Annotated in this window: 16 protein-coding genes; 10 read left to right on the forward strand and 6 right to left on the reverse strand. The window is 70.5% G+C overall.

The window, feature by feature from the left end:
* Window positions 1–207: 207 nt before the first annotated feature.
* The 3 genes from rpsA to aroA all read right to left on the reverse strand — a co-directional run bounded on the left by rpsA (window position 208) and on the right by aroA (window position 4,448).
* A complete protein-coding gene (gene rpsA, locus BO39_RS09975) occupies window positions 208–1,926 on the reverse strand; it encodes a 30S ribosomal protein S1 (protein WP_043832601.1) in 1,719 nt (572 codons plus the stop codon).
* 426 nt (window positions 1,927–2,352) lie between these two features.
* Window positions 2,353–2,988 (reverse strand): (d)CMP kinase, encoded by a 636-nt coding sequence (locus BO39_RS09980; protein ID WP_211257424.1) that lies wholly within the window; start codon window positions 2,986–2,988, stop codon window positions 2,353–2,355.
* A 23-nt stretch (window positions 2,989–3,011) separates the two neighbouring features.
* On the reverse strand, window positions 3,012–4,448 hold the full coding sequence (gene aroA / locus BO39_RS09985) for a 3-phosphoshikimate 1-carboxyvinyltransferase (RefSeq protein WP_420493637.1): 1,437 nt from the start codon (window positions 4,446–4,448) through the stop codon (window positions 3,012–3,014).
* A 125-nt stretch (window positions 4,449–4,573) separates the two neighbouring features.
* Here aroA and BO39_RS09990 point away from each other — a divergent pair, with 125 nt between their 5' ends.
* Window positions 4,574–4,891 (forward strand): TIGR02300 family protein, encoded by a 318-nt coding sequence (locus BO39_RS09990; protein WP_043832603.1) that lies wholly within the window; start codon window positions 4,574–4,576, stop codon window positions 4,889–4,891.
* Window positions 4,892–4,959: 68 nt separating this feature from the next.
* Here BO39_RS09990 and BO39_RS09995 read toward each other — a convergent pair whose 3' ends face one another.
* On the reverse strand, window positions 4,960–5,454 hold the full coding sequence (locus BO39_RS09995) for a YdcF family protein (RefSeq protein ID WP_043832604.1): 495 nt from the start codon (window positions 5,452–5,454) through the stop codon (window positions 4,960–4,962).
* Between the two features lie 326 nt (window positions 5,455–5,780).
* Between BO39_RS09995 and BO39_RS10000 the strand changes: the two genes are divergently transcribed.
* Window positions 5,781–6,221 (forward strand): MarR family winged helix-turn-helix transcriptional regulator, encoded by a 441-nt coding sequence (locus BO39_RS10000; protein WP_043832606.1) that lies wholly within the window; start codon window positions 5,781–5,783, stop codon window positions 6,219–6,221.
* A 12-nt stretch (window positions 6,222–6,233) separates the two neighbouring features.
* On the opposite strand, the gene BO39_RS10005 is transcribed toward BO39_RS10000, so the two are convergent.
* Window positions 6,234–7,484 carry a class I SAM-dependent methyltransferase gene (locus tag BO39_RS10005; protein ID WP_052401921.1) on the reverse strand — a complete coding sequence of 417 codons (1,251 nt, stop codon included), beginning with the start codon at window positions 7,482–7,484 and terminating at the stop codon, window positions 6,234–6,236.
* Between the two features lie 357 nt (window positions 7,485–7,841).
* Between BO39_RS10005 and BO39_RS10010 the strand changes: the two genes are divergently transcribed.
* The 6 genes from BO39_RS10010 to BO39_RS10035 all read left to right on the forward strand — a co-directional run bounded on the left by BO39_RS10010 (window position 7,842) and on the right by BO39_RS10035 (window position 14,098).
* Window positions 7,842–8,606 carry a phytanoyl-CoA dioxygenase family protein gene (locus tag BO39_RS10010; protein WP_084698003.1) on the forward strand — a complete coding sequence of 255 codons (765 nt, stop codon included), beginning with the start codon at window positions 7,842–7,844 and terminating at the stop codon, window positions 8,604–8,606.
* Between the two features lie 238 nt (window positions 8,607–8,844).
* A complete protein-coding gene (locus BO39_RS10015) occupies window positions 8,845–9,405 on the forward strand; it encodes an invasion associated locus B family protein (protein WP_043832610.1) in 561 nt (186 codons plus the stop codon).
* Window positions 9,402–10,598 (forward strand): dual-specificity RNA methyltransferase RlmN, encoded by a 1,197-nt coding sequence (rlmN, locus tag BO39_RS10020; RefSeq protein ID WP_052401885.1) that lies wholly within the window; start codon window positions 9,402–9,404, stop codon window positions 10,596–10,598. The genes BO39_RS10015 and rlmN overlap by 4 nt, the downstream gene beginning before the upstream one ends.
* A gap of 196 nt (window positions 10,599–10,794) precedes the next feature.
* Window positions 10,795–11,376: a PEP-CTERM sorting domain-containing protein gene (locus BO39_RS10025; protein WP_043832612.1), complete on the forward strand. Its 582-nt coding sequence runs from the start codon at window positions 10,795–10,797 to the stop codon at window positions 11,374–11,376.
* A gap of 574 nt (window positions 11,377–11,950) precedes the next feature.
* Window positions 11,951–12,919, forward strand: coding sequence for a radical SAM protein (locus tag BO39_RS10030; RefSeq protein ID WP_043832614.1), 969 nt, complete (start codon window positions 11,951–11,953; stop codon window positions 12,917–12,919).
* Window positions 12,920–14,098 carry a radical SAM protein gene (locus BO39_RS10035; RefSeq protein WP_043832616.1) on the forward strand — a complete coding sequence of 393 codons (1,179 nt, stop codon included), beginning with the start codon at window positions 12,920–12,922 and terminating at the stop codon, window positions 14,096–14,098.
* Here the strand turns inward: BO39_RS10035 and BO39_RS10040 are convergent.
* A complete protein-coding gene (locus BO39_RS10040; protein ID WP_043832617.1) occupies window positions 14,076–15,188 on the reverse strand; it encodes a glycosyltransferase in 1,113 nt (370 codons plus the stop codon). The two genes, BO39_RS10035 and BO39_RS10040, sit on opposite strands and share 23 nt — an antisense overlap.
* A 335-nt stretch (window positions 15,189–15,523) precedes the next feature.
* Here BO39_RS10040 and BO39_RS10045 point away from each other — a divergent pair, with 335 nt between their 5' ends.
* Both BO39_RS10045 and BO39_RS10050 read left to right on the forward strand, forming a co-directional pair.
* On the forward strand, window positions 15,524–17,683 hold the full coding sequence (locus tag BO39_RS10045; RefSeq protein ID WP_043832619.1) for a TonB-dependent siderophore receptor: 2,160 nt from the start codon (window positions 15,524–15,526) through the stop codon (window positions 17,681–17,683).
* 17 nt (window positions 17,684–17,700) lie between these two features.
* On the forward strand, window positions 17,701–19,002 hold the full coding sequence (locus BO39_RS10050) for a PepSY-associated TM helix domain-containing protein (RefSeq protein ID WP_052401886.1): 1,302 nt from the start codon (window positions 17,701–17,703) through the stop codon (window positions 19,000–19,002).
* Window positions 19,003–19,027 lie beyond the last annotated feature (25 nt).

The raw sequence follows: 19,027 nt of genomic DNA on the forward strand, positions 1-19,027 counted from the left end.
CTGAAGGGACAGTCGCCCCGGGTCAGCGATCCGAGGCGCAAAGGCCGAAAAACCGCCCAAACCTGAAAAAGAAGATGATGGAGAGGGGGCCGGGGAGAGGAAGAATTCCTTCTTCCTCTCCCCGGGGCCGCCAGCGCCAACCAAAAAGAAAAAGGGCCGCCCCAACCCGGGACGGCCCTTCCTCAGTTCAGATCCCGAAGCCGGGGATCACTCGTCCGTGGAGAGGTTCCGCCGGCGGATCGCGGCGCCCAGGATGTCGCCCAGCGAGGCCCCGCTGTCGGACGTCCCGAACTCCTTCACCGCCTCGCGCTCCTCCTCGATCTCCTTGCCCTTGATGGTCAGGGCCAGGCGGCGGGCGGCGCGATCGATGCCGGTCACCTTCGCATCGACCTTCTCGCCGATCGCGAACTTCTCGGGGCGCTGGTCGCCGCGGTCGCGGGCCAGCTCGGCGCGGCGGATGAAGCCCGTGAGGACCTCGTCAACCTTCACCTCGATGCCGTTGGCCTCGACCTTCGTCACGATGCAGGTGACGATCTCGCCCTTGCGCACCTTGTCCAGCACCTCGGCGGCCGGATCGGCCTCGAGCTGCTTGATGCCGAGCGAGATGCGCTCCTTCTCGATGTCGATATCAAGGACCTTGGCCTTGACCATGTCGCCCTTGTTGTAGTTCGCCATCGCCTGCTCGGGCGAAAGGTCCCACGACAGGTCGGACATGTGGACCATGCCGTCGATCTCCGGGGCCAGGCCGACGAAGAGCCCGAACTCGGTGATGTTGCGGATCTCGCCCTCGACGATCGTCCCGGGGGCATGGCTCTCCATGAACACCTCCCACGGGTTGCCCTGCGCCTGCTTGAGGCCGAGCGAGATGCGGCGCTTCGGCTCGTCCACGTCGAGGATGACCACCTCCACTTCCTGCGAAGTGGCGACGATCTTGCCCGGATGGACGTTCTTCTTCGTCCAGGACATCTCGCTGACGTGCACGAGGCCCTCGACGCCCGGCTCCAGCTCCACGAAGGCGCCATAGTCGGTGATGTTCGTCACGCGGCCCGAGAACTTGCCCTGCACCGGGTACTTGGCGGCCACGCCCTCCCAGGGGTCGGACATCAGCTGCTTCATGCCGAGCGAGATGCGCTGCGTCTCGGAGTTGAAGCGGATGACCTGCACCTTCACCGGCTGCCCGATCGTCAGGGCCTCGCTCGGGTGGTTGATGCGGCGCCAGGCGATGTCGGTGACGTGCAGCAGCCCGTCCACGCCGCCCAGGTCCACGAAGGCGCCGTAGTCGGTGATGTTCTTCACCACGCCGTCGAGGATCATGCCCTCCTTCAGGCCCTGGATCAGCTCGGAGCGCTGCTCCGCACGCGTCTCCTCGAGAACCGCGCGGCGCGACACCACGATGTTCCCGCGGGCGCGGTCCATCTTCAGGATCTGGAACGGCTGGGGCGAACCCATCAGCGGCCCGACATCGCGCACGGGGCGGATATCGACCTGCGAACCCGGAAGGAACGCGACAGCGCCGCCGAGATCGACGGTGAAGCCACCCTTCACGCGCCCGAAGATAACGCCGTTCACGCGCACCTGCGCCTGGAACTGCTTCTCGAGGTTCGTCCAGGCCTCCTCGCGCCGCGCCTTCTCGCGCGAGAGCACGATGGAGCCGTCGCGGTCCTCATAGCGCTCGACGAAGAGCTCGATCAGGTCGCCCGGCTTGACCTCGGGCTTCTGGCCCTGGGCCGCGAACTCGCGCAGGGGAACGCGCCCCTCGCTCTTCAGCCCGACATCGACGACCGCGACGTCGTCATCGATGCGGATCACCTTCCCCGTGACGACGGAGCCGGCAAAACCGGTATCGGCGCCCAGCGTCTCGTCGAGAAGGGAGGCAAAGTCCTCGCCGCCGGCCATAGGCCGATCGAGGGTGGTGGCAGATGCCATGTAGCGTTGTGTTCCTGGAAGGCGGGGCATGACGCGCCGCCTGGGTCCTGCGCCCCATCCCTCTGCCGCCGCTCGCGGCCGGCTGGATGGCACGTCTTGCCCGGTCGGGCCTGTTCGGGAAACACCCGGGTATGGGTGCGCGACCGGGGGCCAAGCCACCAGTCACCGGCCCCCATTAAGCGATCCAGCCCCCCGCTTGCAAGGGAAAGCCGCCCTGGAGAGGGCGCTGCCCTCTCCAGACCTCACCCGCCAAGGGCCTGAGGCCCCTGGACCCCCATCTGTCCGCCCTTCCTGAAGGGGCAGTCGCCTCGGGTCCACGACCCGAGGCGCACCGGCCGCAAAACAGCCCTAACAGACAGAAAAAGATGAGTGGGGGTCCGGGGGAGAGAATTCATTCCCTCCCCCGGAGTCACCCGCGCCGCCCCGTCAAACCGAAAGCCGCGCCTGCACCAGCGTCAGCGCCGCCTGGAACGCCGCCTCGGCATCCAGTTCCGTCGTATCCAGCAGCAGCGCATCCTCCGCCGGCCGCATCGGCGCCACGTCGCGCGCCGCGTCCCGCGCGTCCCGCAGCGCCATCTCCGCCGCCACTTCCTCCAGCACCACCACCTCGCCCCGCCCGGCGCGCTCCAGCCACCGCCGCCGCGCCCGCGCCTCGGGGGAGGCCGTGACGAAGAGCTTCACCCGCGCGTCCGGGCAGACCACGGTGCCGATGTCGCGCCCGTCCATCACGCCGCCCCGGCGCGCCGCGAAGTCCCGCTGAAAGTCGAGCAGCGCCGCCCGCACCGCCGGCTGGGCCGCCACCTGGCTCGCCCCCTGGTCCACGTCGGGCCCGCGCAGGTCGCCGCGCTCCAGGTCGGCCGGCGCCAAACCCCGCGCCGCCGCCTCGGCCGCCGCCGGGTCGGTCGGCAACCCGCCGCCCAGCAGCACCCGCCGCGCCACCGCGCGATAGAGCAGCCCCGTATCGAGATAGGGCAGCCCCATCTCCCGCGCGAGCCGCCGCGCCAGCGTTCCCTTGCCCGCCGCCGCCGGCCCGTCCACCGCGACCACCACGGGATCCACCAGCCCCTCCGGCGCCCCAGCCTCGCTCAAGCCATGCCCTCCGCCACGGGCGCGATCGCATCCCCGCCCGAGAGCGGCGCAGCTTCGCTGCCCGCGAGCCTGTTCATCATCCCGACGAAGCCGGGGAAAGAGGTATCGATGAACCCCGTATCATCGACCGAAACCGGCCGCGCCGCCGCCAGCCCCATCACCAGCGCCGCCATCGCGATCCGATGGTCCATATGCGTCGCGACCAAACCACCCCCCGCCACCGGCGCCCCGTCCCGCGCGATCACCAGGTCATCCCCCTCCACGGTCGCCGCCACGCCCGAGGCCGCCAGCAGCGCCACCGTCGCCGCCAGCCGGTCGCTCTCCTTGACCCGCAGCTCGCCCAGGCCCCGCAGCCGCGTCGTCCCCCGCGCGAAGGCGGCCGCCACCGCCAGCACCGGATACTCGTCGATCATCGAGGGCGCCCGGCTCCCCGGCACGTCCACCGCCCGCAAGGCGGAATACCGGGCGGTCACATCCCCCACCCTCTCCCCACCCTCGACCCGCTCGTTCGAGACGACGAGGTCCGCCCCCATCTCCAGCAAGGTCGCGAAAAGCCCCGCCCGCAGCGGATTGAGCCCCACCCCCTCCACCGTCACCTCGGAGCCCGGCACCAGCAGCGCCGCCACCAGCGGAAAGGACGCCGAGGAAGGGTCCGCCGGCACCACCACCGGCGCCGCCCGCAACTCCGGCTGCCCCTCCAGCTCGATCACCCGCCGCTGCCCCTCGGCCCCCACGCGCACCACCGCGCCGAAATGCCGCAGCATGTTCTCCGTGTGGTCCCGCGTCGCCTCCGGCTCCACCACCCGCGTGATCCCCCGCGCGCAGAGCCCCGCCAGCAGCACCGCCGACTTCACCTGCGCCGAGGGCACCGGCAGCACGTAGTCGAGCGGCATCGGCTCCGCCGCCCCCTCCACCGCCAGCGGCAGACGCCCGCCCGCGCGCCCCGTGAAGCGCGCGCCGCAGGCGGAAAGCGGCTCCGTCACCCGCCGCATCGGCCGCCCGCGCAGCGAGGCATCCCCGGTCAGCACCGCAAACACCGGATGCCCCGCCAGCAACCCGCAGATCAGCCGCGCCGCCGTCCCCGAATTGCCCATGTCCAGCACATCCGCCGGCTCCACCAGCCCGCCGACCCCGCGCCCCGCCACCCGCCAGTGCCCCGGCGCCACCCGCTCCACCTCCGCGCCCAGCGCGCGCATGGCGGCCGCGGTGCGGAGAACGTCCTCCCCCTCCAGCAGCCCCGTGATCTCGGTGGTGCCCACCGCCAGCGCCCCGAACATCAGCGCGCGGTGGGAAATCGACTTGTCGCCCGGCACGGAAACCCGCCCCGCCAATCCCCGCCCCGGCGCCGAAGCCCGCATCGGCCTCGCGCCGGCGGCCGCGCCATGGCCGGCTGGAAGGGAAGGGGGCCTGGGGTCGATCATGTGATCGGGCATGCGCAGCCCTCGCATCCGGAATGGGCCGCCGCGTTTGACACGCCAGGGCCCCCATGGCAATGCGCGCCGCCCTTCACCGAAACCCGGCGCCCCGCCCCCGCGGCGGGCCCATTCGAGGCGTCCCGATGGCCAAAGCCGAACTCGGCCTCAAGCGGACCTGCGTTGCCTGCGGCGCCCGCTTCTACGACCTGGGCCGCAGCCCCGCCGTCTGCCCCAAATGCGGCACCGACCAGCCCGCCGAGCAGCCCCGCGCCAAGCGCGTCGCCGCCCCCCTGCCGGAGGAGAAGCCGCGCAAGCGCGCCGCCGTGGAGGGCGCCGACACCGACGACGTCGAGGTCGAGGACACGGAGGCCGATGACGTGGCCGACGCCGAGGACCTCGACGAGGACGAGGACATCGCTGAGGAGATCGGCGTCGAGAGCGACGGCGACGAAGAGACCTGACGCCTACCCCGGGGGGCCACCGCGCCCCCCGGACCCCGCCGCGCCGGCCCGCCAGGTCGCGCCGCGTCCTACCCCCCGCGCATCCGGTGCCAGGCCGCCAGCACCGCGTCATAGGGCAGCGCCGGCATCTCCCGCAGCCGCCAGCGCAGGTCGCTGAACCCCGGCCCCGCCACCGCCGCGCGCCCCCCCGCCACCCGCAGCCCGAGCAGCCGCAGCAAAAGCGCGCAGCGCCGCAGGTGATAGCCGGACGAAACGGCGTAAACCGGCCCCCGCCACCCCCGCAGCATCGCCGCCACCGCCCGCGCGGAGGACAGCGTGTCCGTTCCCGTCGGCTCCTCCAGGATCCGCTCCGCCGCGATCCCCCAGTCCCGCAACAACTTCGCCATCACTGCCGACTCCGCCGGCCCGTGCCGCCCCTGGCCGCCCGTCGGCACGAAGACCGCCCCCTCCAGCCCTTCCCCCAACTCCACCGCCGCCGCCACGCGCCGCTGCATCGTCTGGCTCGGCCGCGCATCCGGCCGCACCGCCGCGCCGAAGATCACGATGACAGGCTGCTCGTTCATGCAGCGCTCAACCGCCGAAGTCGGGCGAGGTGTCCTCCCATCCCGACCTTTTTTGCCCCGCGCCCCCAGAGAGGGCGCTGCCCTCTCCGGACCTCACCCGCCAAGGGCCTGAGGCCCCTGGACCCCCGTCTGGCTGTCGCGGAACCTTCCTGATCGTTCAGTCGCCTCGGGTCTACGACCCGAGGCGCACCGGCCGCAAAGCCTCCCAAACTCGAAGAAAAAGATGATGGTGAGGGGTCTGGGGAGAGGAAGAATTCCTTCTTCCTCTCCCCAGCACCACCCGCACCGGCCTTGACCCACCGCGTTGATACCAACACATCCCCGGCATGACACAGCCCGTCCCCTTCGAGACGACCGCCGAGGTCCGGGACGGCTGCCTCTGCCTGCACGCCCAGCGCGCCGCCCGCGCCCTGGCCCGCCGCTTCGATGAGGCGCTGCGCCCCCACGCCCTCACCAACCAGCAGTTCTCGCTGCTCATGTCGCTGAACCGCCCCGAGCCGCCTACCATGGCGCCAGTCGCCCAGCTCCTTGCCATGGACCGCACCACCCTCACCGCCGCCCTCAAGCCGCTGGAGCGCCGCGGCCTCGTCAGCGTCGAGCCCGACGCCAGGGACCGCCGCAACCACCGCCTGCGCCTCACCGAAGCGGGCCACGCCCTCCTGCTCGAAGCCCTCCCGGCCTGGAGGCAAACCCACGCCGATCTCAAGGCCGCCCAGCCCGGGCTCGACATGCCCGGGCTCCGCGCCTCCCTCCGCGCCATCTCCTGACGCCCACCCCGGCTACCGCCCTGGCGCGGCCAGCGTCACCCGGTTCGTCGGCTCCATCGCCCGCCACAGCGCCGCCATGTCCCGCGCCACCTGGGCCGCCGGCGCGCCCCCCGCCTCCACCGCCCGCGCGATCTCGGCCATCGTCGCCCGCCCATCCACGCGCGAGAGAACCGCCGCGGCCAGCGGCGGCACGGGAAGCACCACCCGCAGCCCGTCGAAGGTGATCGCCAGGCTCCCGCCCCGCGCCCCCTTCGCCCAGCTCGCCCCATCCCCCCCGCGCAGCACCGGCACCGCCGAGGGATCCTCCCAATCCGCCCGCACCGCCGCATCCTCGGCCCGCGCGAGATAGGCGATGTGGATTCCCATGTTCCCCGCCAGCGCCTCCGCCAGCGCCGCCCGCTCCACCATCCCCATCCCGGCCGTCCGCGCCCGCAGCCGCGGGTCCGGCAGCAGGGGGTCCGGGTCGTAGCGCACCGGCTCCACCAGGGTCGAAATCCGCAGCCCCGCCGCCTCCACCAGCGCCGCCAGAGCCGGTACCGTGAAGGCCACGTCCCGCGGATTCAGCAACAGGTCGTACAGCCCCGGATCCCCGCCCCCCTGCGGCAGCGGCAGATGATCGGTGATCCACGGGTTCTTCCGCAGCCAGGCCGTCTCCGGCAGGTGCCGCATCACGCGCTTCGCCACGTCCACCCGCGCCGCCGGAGCCTCGTCCACCGGCGCCAGCATCCGCAGCGCGTCCTGCAACATGTAGACCCCGGTCCGCCCATGCGGCGCATAGACCATGATCCCCATCCCGCCCCCGGGCGCCAGCACGCGCGAAAGCCCCCGCAACCCCGCCAGCGGGTCCGGCAGGTGGTGCAGCACCCCGCAGCAATCGACGTAGTCGAACACCCCCATCTCAGGCAGATCGAGGATCGACCCCTCGACGAACCGGATATTGAGAAGCCCCCGCGCCGCCGCCCGCGCCTCCGCCACCTTGCGCGCCGCCCCCGAGCGATCCAGCCAGACCACCTCCCCCGGCCGCCCCGCCCAGGCCATCTGCTGCGCCAGCATGATCGCCCCGTCCCCGGTCCCGCCCCCGGCCACCAGCGCCCGCATCGGCAACCCCGCCGCCCGTCGCGCCCCGAACACCCAGTGGTCCACCTCCGCCAGATTCGACGGACTCCCCACGATCAGCCGCTTCGCCTCATCCCGCGGATCCCGCGCCGGATAGGGAAGCGCCTCGTACTGCGCGGCAAGCTGGGCATCGGTCTCGTCTGGCATGGCCGCCGGAATAAGGCGCCGCGCGCGGGCTGCCAAATGCCGGTGCCCGCGGCCCTGGGGAGAGGAAGAAAGAATTCTTCCTCTCCCCAGACCCCTCACCATCATCTTTTTCTTCGAGTTTGGGATTTCTGAGCGGCCGGTGCGCCTCGGGTCGTGGACCCGAAGCGACGGCACGCGCAGGAACAGCGCCACGAAAAGCACCAACCCCGGTCACCGGGCCCGCGACATCAGACGGGGAACCAAGGGCCTCATACCAGCAGCCCTGCCAGCTGACGGGTTCCGACCCGAAGCAGTCCTTGCTTCGGTCAAATGCGAATCGCTCGCAAAAGAGCTCGCATAAATCTACAAGACGTGCCCATGGAGAGTGGTCTTGATGGGGCGGCGTTCGCTCGCGATGGTTTTGGCATAATCCGGAATGCGGTTCCGGCACCGCTCGTGCTGGCCCTGCGGGATGCCGTACAACGGGTGCAGGACACTGTGCGAGAGTTACCGGCTGAGTTGCGCGACAGATTGACCTTCGAGCGCGATCTGCCGGCCTCGCGGCGCAATGGCATCGCGGCTCCCGAGGTGGGCGACGCCATCTTCATCCTCGGCGATCCTGTCACCTTCGACGCCTTGTTCTGGGAGGTCCTTCGTCAGCCGGCGATCATTTCGGCAGCGCATATCGCGCTCGGCGTGCAGGACTTAGCTGCCCACTTCATGAATGTTACCATCAAGCATCCGCGCTTCGGCCGCGCCATCGGCTGGCATCGGGATTACCCGAATGGCTACGCCTGCCCAGCATCGTCCTGCTTCGTTCGCGCCATGCTCTGTCTGGATGGCATGTCCGACGCAGGGGGGGTAACCACCTTCATACCCGGTTCCCACCGCCTGGACGACGACGAGGTAAGTCGACACTCGCCTCCGAAGGGCTGGCAGCCTCCGGAGGATGAGACCGTGACGGTGTGCTGCGAGCCGGGCGACTTAGTGCTCATACACCCGAAGGTGCTGCATGGCGGCGGGATGAACACGTCGCCCTCCCCACGTCGGAACATCGTCGTGCAGATAGGCAACGCCGCCGCACCGCTGCGGAGTGTTCCGGACCAGGAGGCGGTGGTCGGCTACCGGCTGAACACTCTCTAAGCACCCAGCGACGACGCTCGGGGGCAGGGAAGAGTCTGCTCCCCACCCACAACGGTCATTCACCGGGTCGCTGGTACCAAGCCCCTGGGGCCCCCGGACGAAGGCTGCGCATTCGCCTCGGACGTCCGGAGAGGGCGGAGCCCTCCCCGGGGCCCGCCGCCGAATCCTCCGCGAAGACGACCACGCATGCACTTCCAGCGGTTGAACAGCGCCCACCAGGGGGACTATCTCCGCCCCCATGATCCGTCCCTTCCTCGCCCTCGCCGCCCTGTTCCTCGCCCTGCCGGCCGTTGCCCAGACGCGCAACGCCGCGCCGGCCGAGAAGCCCGCCCAGGGGAATGCCCAGGGAGCCGCGCAGACGAACGCCGGCCCGCAGCGCCTCGGCACCTTCGGGGAGTGGACGGCCGCCACCCACCAGGAGGGCAGCAGCAAGATCTGCTACGCCTTCACCCGCCCGGACGGCAACGCGAACGCCCTTCTCACCGTCACCCACCGCCCCCAGGGCCGCGACCAGGTCGCGCTCCGCCTCGGCCGCGCCTTCCCGCGCAACGCCGAGGTCACGGTCGATGTCGGCGACAAGGACCTCAACTTCTACACCTCCGGCGACAACGCCTTCGCCCGCGACGGCCGCGCCACCGTCGGCGCCTTCCGCAACGGCCGCGACGCCGTGGCCAAGAGCCCGGCGGCCAACAACCGCAGCTCCACCGACACCTTCTCCCTCCAGGGCTTCAGCGCCGCCTACGACGCGATCTCGCGCGAGTGCCCAGCCGCGGAAGCCCCCGCCAGGCGCCGCCGTTGAACCACATCGCCCCCACCGCCGACCTGCCCGTCGCAGACCTCACCGAGGCCGAGCGCGCGCGCATCCTCGCCAAGGCCGCCATCTTCGCGCCCCCCGCGCAGACGGACGCCCAAGGCCGCCGCGACCTCGTCGGCCTCACGCGCGAGGAACTCGCGGCCGAGATGCTCCTGATCGGTGAGAAGCCCTTCCGCGCGAAGCAGCTCTGGCACTGGATCTACCACCAGGGCACCCGCGACTTCGCGGCCATGTCGAGCATTGCCAAGCCGCTCCAGGCAAAGCTCGCCGAGCGCTTCACCATCGGCCGCCCCGAGATCACGACGGAGCAAACGAGCACCGACGCCACCCGCAAGTGGCTCTTCCGCATGCGCGACGGCCAGCAGGTCGAGACCGTCTACATCCCCGACGACGACCGCGGCGCCGTCTGCATCTCCACCCAGGTCGGCTGCACCCTCTCCTGCCGCTTCTGCCACACCGGCACCCAGAAGCTCGTCCGCAACCTCTCCGCCGCCGAGATCGTCGGCCAGTTCATGGCCGCGCGCGACAGCTACGGCGAATGGCCCACCCCCCAGTCCGAAGCCCCGCGCCTGCTCTCCAACATCGTCGTCATGGGCATGGGCGAACCCCTCTACAACTACGAGGCCACCGCCAAGGCGCTCCGCATCGCCATGGACAACGAGGGCATCGCCCTCTCCCGCCGCCGCATCACCCTCAGCACCTCCGGCGTCGTCCCGATGATGGACCGCGCGGGCGCCGAGCTCGGCGTCAACCTCGCGGTCTCGCTGCACGCCGTCACCAACGAGCTGCGCGACGAGATCGTGCCCCTGAACCGCAAGTACCCCATCGAGGAACTGCTGGCCGCCTGCCACCGCTACCCCGGCGCCAGCAACGCCCGCCGCATCACCTTCGAGTACGTCATGCTCGACGGCATCAACGACAGCGACGCCGAGGCCCGCGAGCTCATCCGCCTCCTCGACGGCCTCCCCGCCAAGATCAACCTCATCCCCTTCAACCCCTGGCCCGGCTCCCCCTACGCCACCAGCAAGCGCGCCCGCATCGAGCGCTTCGCCGCCATCCTCAACGAGGCCGGCCTCTCCTCCCCTGTCCGCCGCCCCCGCGGCCGCGACATCGCCGCCGCCTGCGGCCAGCTCAAGACCGAGAGCGAGCGCGCCCGGAGGGTACCCGGCCCGGTCTGATCCCGACGCATCATGACAGGCCCGTTTCATTGTCGGCTTTTTTGACGATTTTGAGACAAAGCAGGGAAAAGGGCTAAAAAAACAACGATTTCTCCTCCGGCGCGATGATTGCAGTTCCTCCCCCGCGTCGCGCCGCGGGCTCCTCCGCAGGCGACGCCGGCAAAAACAGCCGGTCAAACCCCGGCAGGAGGTCCCCTTGACGACGCGTACCCGTTTCCTCGCTATCGCCGCCACCCTCGGCGCCATGGCTCTCGGCACCCAGGCCCAGGCCGCCATCACCTACGCCGGCAACTTCACCGGCAACGACTGCACCGGCGGCGGCTTCGCGAACTGCTACGCCACCACCACGGGCGTCACCAACGACGCCAGCAGCGGCGGCTCGCCGACGATCTACAAGAGCGAGAACGGCGGCGGCCAGGACTTCGGCCGCTTCTCCAGCATCACGGGCGGCGAGTTCGTGGTGAACTACGCGGGCGGCACCAACACGCTGTCCTTCACCTACACCCCCGGCACGAACGACCCGGAGATCCACTACGTCACCATCAAGCAGGCGAACGGCTACGCGCTGTTCTATGACCTGAGCAGCCCGATCACGAGCGGCACCTTCGCCCTCTCGACCTACTTCCCGAACAACCCGGGCTACTCGCACATCACCTTCTACGACACCGGCTCGACCCCGACGACGCCGACCACGCCGGTGCCCGAGCCCGCCTCCCTCGCCCTCTTCGGCGCGGGCCTCCTCGGCCTCGGCGCGGTCCGCCGCCGCAAGAAGGCCTGAGCCGCCGGCAACCTCGGGGGGAGGAAGAAGGAATTCTTCCTCCCCCAACATCGTCTGCCATCCGGTGGAATGCTCCGCGCCCAGCGCGTCCCGAACCACCGACCGGGGGCAACGGCATGGGCAGAGGCGCGGGGCGTGCGACAGGCCGACCCTGAACAAGGAGGCGCGGCCAGCGGCCGAACCTGCCCGCGCCGCAGGCCAAGCTCGCCCGCGCCGCAGGCCAAGTCCGGAGATCGCGGGCGCCTTGAGGCACCTCGCCATGGGATCTCAGCGGCGGTCTGACAGAGTTGTTACAGGCAACACGGAAGCCTGCACTATCAATACTGTCTCATATTGTAGAAACACCTGTGCAACACGAGACGTCGGGGCAAGCCGGCTGCCAAATCGTGCGCCACCGGACGGAATCAAGATTTTGAGACGGATCAGGCTGGCCGGCTCGCTTCGATCACTTCTGGAACCTCATCCCGGGCTCTTGTCGGTCGCCAAGCGCGTCGGCGCCGAAGGGGCTCGGATCCGGCACTCGATCGCGGAGCGTGCCCCTTCCACGATCCGCCCAAGGCCGCGTCAGCTTACAATGGCCATCACGGCACATTGCAACCTGCGCTGCAGGGGATGCCGCTACGGCCGGGACTTCATGCAGGGCGAGCAGCTCTCCCTCGAGACGGTGCAGCAGGTCCTCGACGACGCGGCGGAGGGCGGCGTCGAGCGTGTCCGCTTCTACGGTGGCGAGCCACTCCTGCATCGCGACCTGCCAGCCATGGTCCGGCACGCCCGCGGGCAGGGACTGCGCCCCTACGTCACGACGAACGGCACGCATCTCGGCCGGAAGATCAAGCCGCTCTACGACGCCGGCCTGCGGCTCGCCACGGTCGGCTTCTACGGCATCGAGGAGCGCTACGACGACTACACGGGGCGCAAGGGGCACTTCCAACGGCTCGATGAAAGCCTGGCGGCGGTTCGTGACGCCTACGGAAAGGATTTCGAACTTCAGCTCAACTACGTCCTCATCCGGGAAACGTGCAACGTCGCCGACCTGGAACTCGCCTGGGCCTTCGCGACGAAGCACGACATGTATTTTCATGTCGACCTGGCCAACTACTCGGCCCCGTTCTTCGTCCAGACCGCCGAGGCGGATCTGCAACTCAGGCCCGACGACCTCCCCCGCGTGCAGGAGGTCACGCGCGCGATGCTGGCCCTCAAGCGGGCCGAGCCGGCGCGCTTCCTCCACTCCGTCGAGTTCCTCCGCTCGGTGCCGGACTGGCTCCTGAAGGGGCCTGGCATGAGGGTTCCCTGCGACGCCTACGAACTTCTCTGGATCGGGGCGGACGGAACACTGCAGCTCTGCGACGTGGCGCTCCCGCTTGGGAACGTGAACCGGCAGCGCCTGCGCGACATCCTCTTCTCGAGGGAGCACCGGCAGGCCGCCCGGGACGGGTTCCAGCTGAACTGCCCGAACTGCACCTGCAAGGTCGAGACCCGAATCCAGAAGCACGCGGCCTCCGTGCGCCGCTACGCGAAGCCGCTTGAGGGGGAGAGCGCGTAGATGCCCAGCGATGTGGGTGCGACTCCCTTGCCCCGCCACAACCTGCGGCGCGCGGCCGACGGCGTGCGGGAGGTGCTGCGATCGGCCGCCGCGTCCAAGCCAGGCCTGAAGCGGGTGCTCCGCCAGGCCGAGCAGAACATGGAACTGGTCGAGCACACCGTCGCAGGGGTGATCCCCTCGATCATCCAGCCTCGCCCCCGCCGGATCACGGTGGCCGTCACGGCCCACTGCAACCTCCGCTGCACGGGTTGCCGCTACGGGCGGGACTTCATGACCGGCGAGCAGCTCAGCCTGGCCGAGGTTCGCGGCGTGCTCGACGACGCCAAGTGGGCGGGGGTGGAGCTGGTCCGCCTCTACGGCGGGGAGCCGCTCCTGCATCGGGATCTGCCGGAGATGGTGCGGCACTCCGTCGGGCTCGGGCTGGCCACCTACGTGACCACCAACGGAACGCTTCTGCGCCAGAAGGTGGACGCCCTGTTCGAGGCAGGGCTCCGGAACATCACGATCGGCTTCTACGGAACCGGCGAGGCCTACGACACCTACGTGAATCGCCGTGAGCGGTTCGCCCGGCTGGAGGAAGGCCTCGCCTACGCGCGGGCGAGGTACGGGTCCGCGCTGTCGCTGCAGCTGAACTACCTCATCATGCGCCCGAGCTGCTCGCTCGAGGCGGTCGCCGACGCCTGGACCTTCGCCGAGCGCTTCGACATGAGCTTCCACACGGACCTGATCCACTACTCGCTCCCGTACTTCACCGACCCGGAAGAAGGGGAGCTGCACTTCAGGCCGGACGACGAGCCGAGGATCCGGGAAGTCACCGACGCACTCAGCCGGCTCAAGCAGAACCATCCGCACCGCATGCGGGAGAGCCTCGCGAGCATCCGCTCCATCCCGGACTGGCTGCTGAAGGGCCCGGACATGCGCGTGCCCTGCGACGTGAAGAACCTCCTCTGGGTCGGAGCGGACGGATCGGTTCAGCTCTGCTACGTCACGTTCAAGCTCGGCAACATCCGGCAGGGAGGGCTGCGGGCCATGCTCTTCGGAGAGGAACACCGCCAGGCCGCGCGCGACGCCTTCCAGCTCAACTGCCCGAACTGCCACTGCGAGCGCGACGGGCGGATCCAGAAGCACCTTCCGAGCCGGATCCGCTACGGCGGCCTCACACCGCGTCCGCCGGCCTAGCGGGTCGGGCGCCGGCATAGAGCGCGGCATAGGCCGACCACTCCGCCTCGAAGGAGAAGCGCGCCGCCCGGGCGCATGCCGCGGCCCCGAGGCCGGCCCGCCGCCGGGGATCGCGGGCCAGGCTCCCGATCGCCCGCGCCAGGGCGTCCGGCCGCAGCGGGGGCACGATCAGGCCAGCCGCTCCGCCACCGACGATGTGGGGCATCCCGCCGACCTCCGTGACGATCGGCGGGACGCCGCAGGCCATCGCCTCGAGAAGCGCCAAGGGGGCCGCCTCGTGCGAGGAGCAAAGGACGAAAAGGTCCAGGCTGCGCAGCAGGGCTGGAATGTCGGCGGTCTCCCGAACGAACCGGACACTGGATAGATCCCCGGCCTGGCGCCGGATTTCCTCCTCGAGCCCGCCCTGTCCCACGAGCACGAAAGCGACCTCCGGAGCCTCCTCGCGGAGCAGCGCTGCGGCGCGGATAAGGTCGGCATGCCTCTTGATGGGGTCGAAGCGCGCCACGTGGCCCACGAGGACGCTCGCGTCACCCAGTCCCAACCGGTGGCGCCAGTTCCCGGCCGGCCCGTGCGGGGAATAGCGGTCGAGTTCGACGCCGTTCCAGACCGTCCGGCAGGTGCTGAGCCAGCCCGTGTCGATGAGGCGCCGCGACAGTTCCTCCGACACGGCCACCGTCGTCGCGCCGCCTGCCGCCAGCCGCGTCAGGGCGCGCGCGGCGCGTGACGCATGGGTCGGCCAGGTATGGAAGGTCGCGACCACGCGCGGTCCCCTCGGGATCCGGAGCCTGGAGGCGAGAACCGCGTAGAAAAGGGCCGTGTCGTTGTGTGCGTGCACGACATCGGCCGACATGTCCCGCAGAAGGCGAGCGAGCCGGCCTGCAAACCGGAAGTCCAGTCCGCTCCCCCGCTTGAGGAAGCGGACCGGTACATCGCCAGGGTCGAAGTCGACCTCGGACGACCGGAAGGGGGTGTCGAACAGGACAAGCCCGTGCCGCTGGCCGACGCGGTTTCCATGCCTCGCCAGCCTCAGGGCGGCACGCTCCTTGCCGCCGATCTCCAGGCCGCTCAGGAGGTGCACGACGTGGAGCATGGGACCGTATACCGCGCGAACGGTCAGGCTCGCAGATCCGGACCCTCGGCGAAAGCGGGTGGGCGGACCGATCGACGGGACGACGCCCGCCGCTCGGGGAGGCCGCTCCAGGCCGAAGGCGGCCACCTTCCAGGACGACCCGCATCGGGCCCCTTCCGGGCGCGGGGCGAAGGCCGCGCGTCGACCCGGGGCGCCGGAAGGACCATGCCCTCCGCCGAAGCCGCCGTCCCCACCGCTTGCCGCCAAGGCCTCCCCTGGCAAATGAGAATAAGTCGCACTATAAGGCGCTCCAGCGAAGCGCCGGCCCTGCCGGACGCCCCTCCCGGAGACGAGACATGCGCCGCCTGCCACCCCCGCGCGCCATCGGCCTGCTGGCCTGCCTCGCGGGCACCGCGGCCCTGCCCGCCGGCGCGCCCCGGGCCCAGGAAGCCTCCCCCGTCGCCGTCCCCGAGGTGGACGTCACCGGCAACGCCGAGCGCGCCCTCGATCCCCTCCGCGGCTTCGTCGCCCGCCAGCAGATCACCGGCACCAAGACCGACACGCCGCTGATCGAGAACCCGCAATCCATCTCCGTCGTCCCGCGGGATCAGATCGACGCCCGCCAGGCCCAGACCCTCGGCGAGGCCCTCCGCTACTCCGCCGGCGTCCGCGTCGAGAACTACGGCACCGACAGCCGCACCGACTGGTTCCAGCTCCGCGGCTTCAACGCCCAGGACGTCGGCATCTTCCTCAACGGCCTCCGCTACAACGCGGGCTACGCCGGCAACGTCTACGAGACCTACGGCCTCGAGCGCTACGAGATCCTCCGCGGCCCCACCTCCGTCCTCTACGGCCAGATCGCGCCCGGCGGCCTCGTGAACCAGGTCAGCCGCCGCCCCACCGACACGCCCCAGGGCGAGGTCCGCCTCACCGCCGGCAGCTACGGCCGCACCCAGGCCCAGGGCACCACCAGCGGCCCGCTCACGGCCGACGGCACCTGGTCCTACAGCCTCACCGCCCTCGGCCGCGCCAGCCAGACGCCGGTCGACGGGATGCGCGACGACCGCGTCTTCGTCGCCCCCGCCCTCACCTGGCGGCCAGACCCGAACACCTCGCTCACCGTCCTCGGCTACTACCAGCACGACGAAACCTCGGGGAACCAGTTCCTCCCCTATGACGGCACCGTCCGCCCCACCCCCTACGGCCGCATCGGCCGCAACCGCTTCACCGGCGAGCCCGACTTCGACCGCTACGACCGCACGCAATACGGCCTCGGCTACGAGTTCTCCCACCGCTTCAACAACGTCTTCTCGTTCCAGCAGAACCTGCGCTACGCCCACACCGGCATCGACTGGCAGCAGGTCTACGGCAACGGCCTGGATACCGACCGCCGCACGTTGAAGCGCATCGGCTACGCCGCCGACATCGACGTCAACACCTTCCACGTGGACAACCAGCTCCGCGCCGACTTCAACACCGGCCCCGTCTCCCACACCGTCCTGGCCGGCTTCGACTACAGCCAGGTCGCCTACCGCAACAACCAGTCCTTCGCCAACGCCGCCGGCCTCGACGTCTTGTCGCCCTCCTACGGCGCCGCCCTCCCCACCCTCTCGCCCTTCAACTTCACCCGCCAGAACACCACCCAGTACGGCCTCTACCTGCAGGACCAGATCCGCATCGACCGCCTGATCCTCATCGCCGGCCTCCGCCAGGACTACGCGCGGGCGGACACGCTCAACCGGCTGGACGGCAGCAACTCCTACCAGAACGACGACGCCTTCACCTGGCGCGCCGGCGCCCTCTACCTCTTCGACAACGGCCTCGCCCCCTACCTCTCCTACGCCCGCTCCTTCCAGCCGCAGATCGGCACCGACCTCCGCGGCAACACCTACGACCCCCTCCGCGGCGAGCAGTACGAGGCCGGCATCAAGTTCCAGCCCGTGGGGCTACGCAGCTTCGTCCAGGCCAGCGCCTTCCACCTCACCCAGCGCAACAGCCTGACACCCGACCCCGCCAGCACCTTCAACAACATCGCCACCGGCCAGATCCGCGTCCGCGGCCTCGAACTCGAGGCGGTCGCCGAACTCGGCGCCGGCATCACCCTCACCGGCTCCTACACCTACCTCGACCCCGAGATCACCCGCAGCACCGTCGCCGACGAACTCGGCAACCGCCCCGTCGGCGTCCCCCGCAACACCGCCGGCCTCTACGCCGAGTACACCTTCGTGACCGCCCCCAAGCCCCTCTCCGGCCTCACCCTCGGCCTCGGCACCCGCTACCTCGGCAACACCACCACGGCGAACGCGAACTACAACGTCGTCCCCTCCACCGTCCTCTTCGACGCCACCGTCCGCTACGACCTCGCCGCCCTCTCCGAGCGCATGCAGGGCCTCACCCTCGCCGTGAACGCCAGCAACCTCGCCGACACCCGCTACGTCAGCCGCTGCACGAGCGACACCGCCTGCTTCTACGGCAACCGCCTCAACGTCCTCGGCAGCGTCGCCTACCGCTGGTAAGCCCGAAAGGACCCCCCATGCGCCCGATCCTCACCCTCCTCCACCGCTGGATCGGGCTCGCCACCGCCGCCTTCCTCTTCCTCGCGGGCGCGACCGGCGCGGTCATCTCCTGGGACCACGAGCTCGACGACTGGCTCAACCCCCACCTCACCACCGCCCGAACCACCGGCCCCGCCCGCCCTTCCCTCGAACTCGCCGCCGAGGCCGAGGCCCGCGATCCCCGCGCCTGGGTCACCTACGTCCCGCTGGCCCCCGAACCCGGCGAATCCCTCGCCCTCTTCGTCGAACCCCGCGTGAACCCCGAAACCGGCCGCCTCTACGACCTCGGCTACAACCAGATCTTCCTCGACCCCGCCACCAGCACCGAACTCGGCCGCCGCGAATGGGGCCGCGCCTGGCCCATCACCACCGAAACCCTCGTCTCCTTCCTCTATAAACTCCACTACACCCTCCACATCCCCACCCTCTGGGGCACGGACCGCATCGGCTACTGGCTCATGGGCGCCATCGCCCTCCTCTGGACGGTGGACTGCTTCATCGGCCTCGCCCTCACCCTCCCGCGCCGGCAAACCCCGAACCGCCCCGGCCCGAACCACTCCGGCCCCGCCACACCCCCGCGCGGCTTCCTCGCCCGCTGGGCCCCCGCCTGGCGCATCAAGCGCGGCGCCAGCCCCTACCGCCTCAACCTCGACATCCACCGCGCCTTCAGCCTGTGGACCTGGGCCCTCCTCCTGGTCCTCGCCTTCACCGGCGTCTCGCTCAACCTCTACCGCGAGCTCTTCTACCCCCTGATGTCCACCGTCTCGACCGTCACCCCCCCCCCCTTCGACACCCGCCCCCTCTCGCCCCCCGACGCCCCCATCACCCCCGCCATCCCCATGACCGAGGCCCTCGCCCTCGGCAGGGCCGAAGCCACCCGCCGCGGCTGGACCACCCCCCCCGGCGCGGTTTTCTACGCCGCCCGCTACGGCCTTTATAACGTGCGCTTCTTCGCCCCCGGCGACGACCACGGCGCCGCCGGCGTCGGCCCCGCCGAACTCTACCTCGACAGCACGGACGGCCGCGTCCTCGGCCAGCGCCAGCCCTGGAAGGGAACGGCCGCCGACATCTTCGTCCAGGCCCAGTTCCCCCTCCACTCCGGCCGCATCCTCGGCCTCCCCGGCCGCATCGCCATCTCCATCATGGGCGTCATCACCGCCATCCTCTCCGCCACCGGCGTCATCATCTGGTGGAAGAAGCGCGCCGCCCGCCTGAGCGCCCACCGCAAGCGCACCACCCCGGCCGCCGAACCGGACCGCCCCCGCCACCTCCCGGCCTGACCACCCCGCGAAACAACCCCCCGCC

It is taken from the genome of Roseomonas aerilata DSM 19363 (assembly GCF_000711725.1).
GTDB classification, from domain to species: domain Bacteria; phylum Pseudomonadota; class Alphaproteobacteria; order Acetobacterales; family Acetobacteraceae; genus Roseomonas; species Roseomonas aerilata.

Coding starts and splice junctions, on each gene's coding strand:
- rpsA (WP_043832601.1), bottom strand. CDS start 1,926: ATGGCATCTGCCACCACCCTCGATCGGCCTATGGCCGGCGGCGAGGAC.
- aroA (WP_420493637.1), bottom strand. CDS start 4,448: ATGCCCGATCACATGATCGACCCCAGGCCCCCTTCCCTTCCAGCCGGC.
- BO39_RS09990 (WP_043832603.1), top strand. CDS start 4,574: ATGGCCAAAGCCGAACTCGGCCTCAAGCGGACCTGCGTTGCCTGCGGC.
- BO39_RS09995 (WP_043832604.1), bottom strand. CDS start 5,454: ATGAACGAGCAGCCTGTCATCGTGATCTTCGGCGCGGCGGTGCGGCCG.
- BO39_RS10000 (WP_043832606.1), top strand. CDS start 5,781: ATGACACAGCCCGTCCCCTTCGAGACGACCGCCGAGGTCCGGGACGGC.
- BO39_RS10005 (WP_052401921.1), bottom strand. CDS start 7,484: ATGCCAGACGAGACCGATGCCCAGCTTGCCGCGCAGTACGAGGCGCTT.
- BO39_RS10010 (WP_084698003.1), top strand. CDS start 7,842: ATGGAGAGTGGTCTTGATGGGGCGGCGTTCGCTCGCGATGGTTTTGGC.
- BO39_RS10015 (WP_043832610.1), top strand. CDS start 8,845: ATGATCCGTCCCTTCCTCGCCCTCGCCGCCCTGTTCCTCGCCCTGCCG.
- BO39_RS10030 (WP_043832614.1), top strand. CDS start 11,951: ATGGCCATCACGGCACATTGCAACCTGCGCTGCAGGGGATGCCGCTAC.
- BO39_RS10035 (WP_043832616.1), top strand. CDS start 12,920: ATGCCCAGCGATGTGGGTGCGACTCCCTTGCCCCGCCACAACCTGCGG.
- BO39_RS10040 (WP_043832617.1), bottom strand. CDS start 15,188: ATGCTCCACGTCGTGCACCTCCTGAGCGGCCTGGAGATCGGCGGCAAG.
- BO39_RS10045 (WP_043832619.1), top strand. CDS start 15,524: ATGCGCCGCCTGCCACCCCCGCGCGCCATCGGCCTGCTGGCCTGCCTC.
- BO39_RS10050 (WP_052401886.1), top strand. CDS start 17,701: ATGCGCCCGATCCTCACCCTCCTCCACCGCTGGATCGGGCTCGCCACC.